6 protein-coding genes and 1 pseudogene are annotated in these 7,696 nt (G+C 36.5%); 5 read left to right on the top strand and 2 right to left on the bottom strand.

The genetic code is table 11. The annotated features are described in order from the left end of the window. Positions 1–303: 303 nt before the first annotated feature. Positions 304–1,536 carry a hypothetical protein gene (locus tag ACN0WY_RS17115; protein WP_417801156.1) on the bottom strand — a complete coding sequence of 411 codons (1,233 nt, stop codon included), beginning with the start codon at positions 1,534–1,536 and terminating at the stop codon, positions 304–306. 78 nt (positions 1,537–1,614) lie between these two features. On the opposite strand from ACN0WY_RS17115, the gene ACN0WY_RS17110 reads away from it, so the two are divergent. From ACN0WY_RS17110 to ACN0WY_RS17090, 5 genes are all read left to right on the top strand, one after another. After that, positions 1,615–2,745 carry a tyrosine-type recombinase/integrase gene (locus ACN0WY_RS17110; RefSeq protein ID WP_417801155.1) on the top strand — a complete coding sequence of 377 codons (1,131 nt, stop codon included), beginning with the start codon at positions 1,615–1,617 and terminating at the stop codon, positions 2,743–2,745. A gap of 145 nt (positions 2,746–2,890) precedes the next feature. Then, positions 2,891–3,070: a hypothetical protein gene (locus ACN0WY_RS17105; RefSeq protein WP_417801154.1), complete on the top strand. Its 180-nt coding sequence runs from the start codon at positions 2,891–2,893 to the stop codon at positions 3,068–3,070. Continuing rightward, positions 3,063–4,787 (top strand): DUF927 domain-containing protein, encoded by a 1,725-nt coding sequence (locus tag ACN0WY_RS17100; RefSeq protein WP_417801153.1) that lies wholly within the window; start codon positions 3,063–3,065, stop codon positions 4,785–4,787. Before ACN0WY_RS17105 ends, ACN0WY_RS17100 begins: the two co-directional genes overlap by 8 nt. A gap of 390 nt (positions 4,788–5,177) precedes the next feature. Beyond that, positions 5,178–5,885: an endonuclease gene (locus tag ACN0WY_RS17095; RefSeq protein ID WP_417801152.1), complete on the top strand. Its 708-nt coding sequence runs from the start codon at positions 5,178–5,180 to the stop codon at positions 5,883–5,885. Between the two features lie 6 nt (positions 5,886–5,891). Then, the gene (locus tag ACN0WY_RS17090; RefSeq protein WP_417801151.1) at positions 5,892–6,938 is read left to right on the top strand and encodes an HNH endonuclease; all 1,047 of its coding nucleotides are present in this window, start codon (positions 5,892–5,894) and stop codon (positions 6,936–6,938) included. Between the two features lie 589 nt (positions 6,939–7,527). On the opposite strand, the pseudogene ACN0WY_RS17085 reads toward ACN0WY_RS17090, so the two are convergent. Further along, a pseudogene (locus ACN0WY_RS17085) lies at positions 7,528–7,696 on the bottom strand (IS5/IS1182 family transposase); the annotation flags it as partial.

The following is a 7,696-nucleotide window of genomic DNA, read 5'->3' as shown; positions in this document are numbered from 1 at the left end:
GTGTTAAAGATAGATCTTGGAACTTAAAATAGAAAAATATATGGATTTACTAAGGGAGAGAAGTGGGGCGACTGATGGGGCTTGAACCCACGACAACCGGAATCACAATCCTGGAAATTTAAACTTAGTGAGCTAAATATGAAGTTTTAGGAGTATACTTTTAAACATCAAGCTGTATTAAAATGTATATACTCACTCACAGTAAACTTATTAATCAACTGAAGTTACATTAGATTAAAACAGATTTAATTTTTCTGGGAAAATTAGAAGTATTCATTTCGAACTACACTAGCTTTATTTAAGTTAAGGCGTTGGGTAAGGATACATAAGAGAAGGGAAGCCAGGTTTATTGAACGACTTTACAAGTAACTGGTGAAAAATTTTTTTCCGCTTACTAGCCCTCGAAGAAGTTAGTTGTTTTATGTTAGTGCGTAACTCGTTTACATCAGATAACCTTAAATATTGTTCATTGCTAAAAAGGTTTAAGTCAGGTCTAACATATTGACTTGCCTTCCTATTATTTTCTGGACGTAAAGACTTTATGGTTTCAGACCACCAATACGGGGTGATCAAACAGCTTTCTGAAGGGGAACTTGAACCTTTCGCTTTTTCCCCGGTGTCTAGGTTCATAGTTATTATGTGTCCTGACGTTTGGCACAATAAGTAAGAAAGAGACTGCCTGTATGCTTTAATGTCATCTTCAAAAGTTGACTCACCTTGCTCCGGCTGATATTTCATAGGCCTTAATAATGAAAATTTACCAAATGTACGCCCTAAGAAGTTAAAACTAGAATATAAGTGTGATGCATCATTATATGCATAATGATTGGCATAACTTTCTATTCCTAATGTCTTTGACGTAGCTTCATGATCTTTCGAGATATTAATTATCCCAGAAATCAAAGGCGTATACTCTTCCATTCTTGGGCACAAGGGAAGCGTAGTAACTTTTTCTAATATGTACTTCTTTGACTTACCTTCTATACGAAGGCAACTTAGCAATGTGCTCCATACTAACGTATTGAGCTGTTCATAAATTATTGGACTTTTAAAACTCAAATGCTCCCAGGTTCCATCTCTAGTGCCCGTTTTTTGAGAGTGAGGGAGCACGATTGAAATTACACTTCTATCTCTGGGAAATACATTGTCTACAAGCTGACAAAAACACTCTTCGTCAGAGCTATAGTATAAGTACTGATTTTCAGCTGAACTTTCAAGAGCAAGAGACCACGTATTTTCAATTTTTCGTGTGGTGTAATCTTGATTAGTGAGATTACTAGTCAACTCGAATAATAGGTCACTGCAAAGTGGCTGGATATCTGCCTCAGAAACATCAGCACTTAAGAGATTTACTATAGTGTTTAATTGAGTATTGGTATTTCTTATAGCCTTACTTTTGAGCTTCACTTTCTCCTTTTTTCTTTTCAGTTCTTCAATTCCAATAAGTCTTCCAATAAACGATAGTTGAGTTTTGCCTACGTTATCCTTTAGCAGCAGGTTTAAGTGTTCATCTAGTGGATTGGTATTATTGTTCATCTAGGAAATTCCCTTTATGCATGCTGTTTGCATTAATTGGCTTTATAAATATCACTTCAATCAATTGGAGTTATCTCTGTGAATTCACGACAAATCTTAACTAAAACGCTTGTACAAAGTCTAGAACCTAACTCAAACAAAGAGTGGGTTGATGCGGAAGAACCATCACTACGAGTTATTAAAACAAACTCTAAGGTAACATTCATTGCAAGGGTGTTTTGGAAAAGACAGCGATATTACGAGCGCATTGGTACTTTTCCGGCAATGAATATAGCAAAGGCTAGACAAGTTGCAGCAAAGTTAAAGTTAGATGTTCAGCTTGGAAAGTATGAGCAAGTTAGAATAGGGCCTAAGTTCAATAAGTTTATTGACGGCGAGTATCGAAGTTATGTCTTGTCTTCAATTCGAACTGGTCAAGAATATATAGATAAAATAAATAAGGTATTTTTACCTTATTTTGGTGAAAAGTACTTAGGGCGAATTTCTGAAAGCGATATTAGGCGAGTGCTTCAATCTAGGGAGCAGAGTGTTTCAACTGCGACTGTTAATCGTGATTTGTCAGCAATTGCCTCAGTGTTTAACTTTGCAGTAAATAGCGGTGTTATAACTAAAGAGCAAAACCCAGTCGCTAATATCAAGAAGCAAAAAGAATCAAACCAAAACAAAAAACGGTTACCAAGCAAAGATAAAGTTAAAGATATAATTCGCTATTGTGAAAGTGCACCTATTGAGCATTACTTGGCTAGCAGATTAATATTAGCGCTTCTCTTTACGGGGTGTCGCCGTGGCGAGCTTCTCAGCGCCAAGGTTGACTACATTGACTTTAAAGAATCTACCATAACTATACCTGATACCAAATCTGGTCACCCTTACAAGATACCTCTTAATGAGCGCGCTATGTCGATACTTAAGGAGCTATCAAAAAAAACTTGGAGTGACTACTTGTTTCCATCTGCATTAGCAAAAGGTGGCCCAATGTCACCACCAAAACGCTTTCTTGATAAAATGAAGTCGGAGCTTAATCTAACTGAGTTTAGCTTTCATCACTGTCGAGCTATTTTTGCCACAATGGTTGCATATGAAAATGTTTTTCTTGCCCAGCAATTGCTTAATCACAAAGACATCAAGACAACCTCTCGTTACTTATATGCTGATATAGAATCATTAACTCAAGTTTCTCAAAAAATAGCTGATTCACTCACACGTTAAGGTGTGCACCCACGCAACACGTTATTCGAAATTCTAGGAAATTACAGTTATCAAAGATTTGAGTTGCCATCTAATGGCACACTCATGCCTCTTCTAAATAGATAGGCGAAAAATAATGAAAAACACTAGGCAAAAATTCTTAACAATGAGCGAACTTGCTGAGCGTTGGAGAGTATCAAAGTCTTGGTTGGACAAGGCGAAAGCGTTAACACCCGAACAAATCCCACCTTACATCAAGGTTGGTAGACTTATTCGCTTTCCATTAAATGAAGTGATTGTATTCGAAGAAATGCGTTTGCTAGGTAAGGATGGCCAGTATGAGTGATGAATACAAGAAAGAAGTAGAGCTATACCAAAAAGGGCTAATCAATAACTTTGAAGCTGGGGTAGTGAAACCTATCGGCGCAATTTATTCCGTTGATAATAAAATTCAAAGTGTGGTTCTTAAGCTGAAAGATAAATCGTTTACGCTACAGTTAAAATATTTTAGTGGAACTAAAAATCAACTAACTTCTGAACTACTTAAGTTAGGTTTAACAATTCAAGATCATGAAATTAAAGACTTTAAAAAGCTAGTCACTAGGTGTCTTCATATTGAAAATGAAAAGTTATTAAGAAAATACATATTACCAGAGCGAAACGGGTTTATTGATGAGCGTTTAATATTTATCGATGTGGATAAAATTCACGCAAACAATAATGAACTAACCTCAAATGAAGAGTTTTTATCACTGCCACTACCTTTTGAGCTAAAGAAAGTGGCTCAGCATAAAGGCTCAAAAGAGTTGTATCAAAAGGTGATCCTCAATGATGAAGCCCCTCACTTTATAGTTTTTGCAGTGCTCATTGGGTTATCGGGTTCTTTATTGGATTTAGTTAATATTGACGGTGGAGGCTTTCATGTCTTCGGTCCATCAGGCGTAGGGAAAACGATATTACTTATGATCACAGCTTCTGTTCGGGGAAACCCAAGACCACCGGATAAAGGCGGTAGAGAGCAAGGGGTGATGATGTCTTGGGGAACTACAAAAAACGGTATTGAGGCTAAGTATTATTTATATAATAACGATGTGCTCATTCTCGATGAACTATCAAAATATAGCTCAAAGACATTCACAGCAGACGTATACGCGATTGCAGGCGGGGCATATAAAGCGAGAATGGGTCAAAATTTAGAGTCCATTGAGCCAGAACCTGTTAGTTTTATGCTACTTTCAAGTGGTGAACTGTCAATGCAGTCAATGATTGAGCGTTTACGAGAGCCTAAATTGGGTCAAGGTAAATCAGTACGAATGCCAGGCATTTCTTTGCAAGACAATGATATTAATTTCCCTGAAATTTACTCTAGCAATGAAGAAGCTGCTCAGTTATACGAAAAAACAGTGAGTGAAAATTATGGTTTCTTACTCAATGACTTTTTAGAAAAGCTCGTAAATTTTAAGTCTTCTTATTGTGAGCTAAAAACTGAAGTCAGAGCACTTCTTGACTCAACGTATGAGGAGCTTAAAAATAGCTTGCCTTGCAATAGCTCAATAGAGGCACGAGTTATGAAACGATTTGCATTACTTTCAGTGGCAGGTCAGCTGGGCAAAGAGTTTGGCGTACTTCAATGGGATAAAGAAAAAATAACGGAAGCAATTTCGTATGTTTATAAGCGATTTTATGATTATGACCCAAATAGGCATTCTGATGCGGAGCTAGCGTTTAATTTCATTAAGTTTAAGTTGCAATCAGAGCAAGGTAACTTTATTCAAGTGAAAACCTCAATAGCACCTAATAAGCATTTTGGTTATGTAAATAACACACACTTTTATATCTATCCAGAGGTGTTTAAGCGCTGGCTAAAGTCAGCTAGTGAATCGATGGTTATAAACATGCTTAAGCAATTGGACCTTCTAAAGCATGAGCCCGATAGAAATACTTTAAGAACAACTGAGCACTTACCCGATAAAGCTAATAACCGTAGACAGAGCGCCACCAAAAAAAATAGAGAGACTTTCTATTGTATTAGTCGCAGCATTATTTCAGTTGAAATTGATTAACCCGAAAATCTGATATCCCGCTTAACTTTTTGCTCAATGTACTTTGTGCACTGAGCTTTTTTTTATCCTCTTAGTGTTATTTATTTTGATTCTATAATTAGAGCTTTCCCAGTATTTAACAGCGATTAATTATAGAATCAATAATGAATAATATGGCTTTCCTTATTAACCCCGCTGTTCCCGCAGATTTTCTATCAAAATGCTTTTTACATTTTTTTTCTACTCATGTAGTTTAAGTGGCGGGAATTTAACTTATTGAACTAATTGTATTTTGCATTTGATTGCTCAAAGAGATGTTAATTTATGTATCGTTTCGTGATTTTTCTATCACTACTAATTTCCACAAATGTATTTGCTGATTTTCCGAAAAGCTTTTCATCAGCAAAGAGATTGGCTGAAAGAAAGGTGTATTTTGATAGGCAAATTACTTTTTATTGCCAATGTGATTTTTTATTCGATGATGTTGATGATTTGGATAACGATGGTAAAAGGTTTGAGACCTACCTGTTACCTAAATCATGCGGTTATGAACCTAGAAAACCGATAACAAAGAAAGGCAAAGTGAATTCACGTACTGTCAGGATTGAATGGGAACATGTTATGCCAGCGAAATTTATTGGAGGGCATTTACCGCAATGGGCCAATCGTAATAGCTTTTCAGAGTGCAGAAACAAAAAGGGTAAATATATATCCAGAAGAGATTGTGCTTATGACTTAAATGATAACTTTCGCAGAGCTCATGATGATTTAGTAAACCTAGTACCAGCAGTTGGTGAACTGAATGGTGATAGGTCTGATTTAAACTTCGCTGAGATCGACAAAGAAGTCAGAAATTACGGTCAATGTGATTTTGAGGTGGATTTTGAACGTGATGTTGTTGAGCCATCACCTAATGTTCGAGGTGACATTGCGAGAATTTATTTTTACATGATTAATGAGTATAACGCTCGTATATCTGAGTCTCAGTACAAACAAATGCAGGCTTGGTCAGAGGGTGATCTTGTTGATGAGTGGGAATGTAAGCGTAACCAGAGAATATTAGAAGCCCAAGGAAAAGGTAATCAATTGGTTTTAAGTCAGTGTATAGCGAGTGAGTAAAAAGGAATGATGTTAACGAGTGCAAAAGAGCTCATTTTTGAGCGAATATACAACCAGGCTTTAAATCACAATAGCATATCAAGTAAGACCAAAAATATTATTAGGAGTCAAAAAAGTATCGTAGGTAGCTTACAGAAGGTGGGTGATATTCATCGTTTCCTACTAAACATGGTTTCATCTGCTGAAGATAGTCCCGCATATACTGAATTAACCAGTAATGGTATTGACACCTACGAGTCTTTATTGCCGTTATTCGAATCTAGATTTAAAGAGAAATTGAATGATAAATCTCGCTTGTGTGATTTTATAGTAGGTAATCAATACACAGCCAGGCAAATGTTAGCGGCAATTGATAAATATGATACTCGACTTGGTGGTATTCAACTTCATGAAAAAAATAACGAAGTTGAAGAGATATTCATAAAAGCGACTCTGAACGATGGTAAGTACCCTAATGAGTGGCTGTCTGAAGATAAAATACTTAAATATTATATGAAAAGCGTCGGCACTACTTTTAAAGAGTCATATAAAGATAATGCGGCAATTATTAACTCCGAAGGTATTTCCATACATACATTTGTTAGAAGCAATATCTCAAACAAAGAGTTTACGTATAAAGGTGTTTTCAAATATCTGGGCCATATAACGGATTTAGATGGAAAGAAGTGGTTTAAATTAGGTTTAGTTGGTGCTGACGAATCTCTGACTTCACAAGAAGTTATTTCCAACTTCGAGGGTAACGTAGAGCGTGCAAAGCAAGATAACTCTGAAAGCCGTAAGAAGCGCCTTAAAAAAGCACCAAAATTACCAAAGAAGCGATTTGTGATGACGACTGTATTTGATAGAAACCCAGATGTAGTTGCAGAAGTATTGGAGCGAGCTAAAGGGCAATGCGAATCTTGCTTAAAAGAGGCGCCCTTCAAACGTAAAAAAGATAATACTCCTTACTTGGAAGTTCATCATATAAAACCTTTGGCTGAAGGGGGCGAAGACACCATTGAGAATGCAATAGCGTTATGCCCCAACTGTCACAGGGAAAAACATTTTGGTTGATTAATTCTAGGAAATTTTAGTTAAGGGCCACACTTGTTGATTGGTTGGGTATTCTCCATTTGCGTCTTTAATGTCGAAGGCGTTAATTTAGCAATAGGAAAATAAACAATGCATTCTCTAATTATAAAGATAAAAATAGCAGTTGAAAAAGGTCAATTAAATCGAGTCTTTACGACGCGAGATGTTATTGACTGGATGAGAGGGTATTGTATCACTAAACCCGATGGTTTTGAGTATAGTCCGATTAGTGTTAATAGCTTGCTTTCTAAATCAAGCGTGCATAACTTGGGCTCTTCGTCCACAAATAGTAAAATGTTGGATTCATACATAATCGACGGTAGAAAACGTGTTTACTTTTTTATTAGATGAACGCTGTTAAAATAATACTGATCAAGCAATAATTCTATTATAAGGATATAAATGTTAGAAAGTGTTGAAAGAGGGACGGTGATTAGGATTCAATGTGATTATGATCGGTTTGGCATACTTGGATTCGATCACTATGGCGTTTGTGCAGGTAAAAATAAAGTTATTCACTTTACTGATGGCCTTGTTGATCAAATACAGCTCTCTAACAAACTCACTTAACTTACTGATATTTAGGCAGACCAAGGGTGTTGTTCTTATTTAGCGCCTTCACTTTGATCATCGCTTCAACCAGTTGGCGATTGTAATCACGCGCATTTAGCTTAGCCCCCATCAACTGTTTAAAACGGTACATCGCTGTTTCTGCTAATGAGCGCACATGATATCCACTG

It is taken from the genome of Tenacibaculum sp. (assembly GCF_048269885.1).
Taxonomy (GTDB): domain Bacteria; phylum Bacteroidota; class Bacteroidia; order Flavobacteriales; family Flavobacteriaceae; genus Polaribacter.
This window is presented reverse-complemented; position numbering and strand designations above follow the sequence as displayed.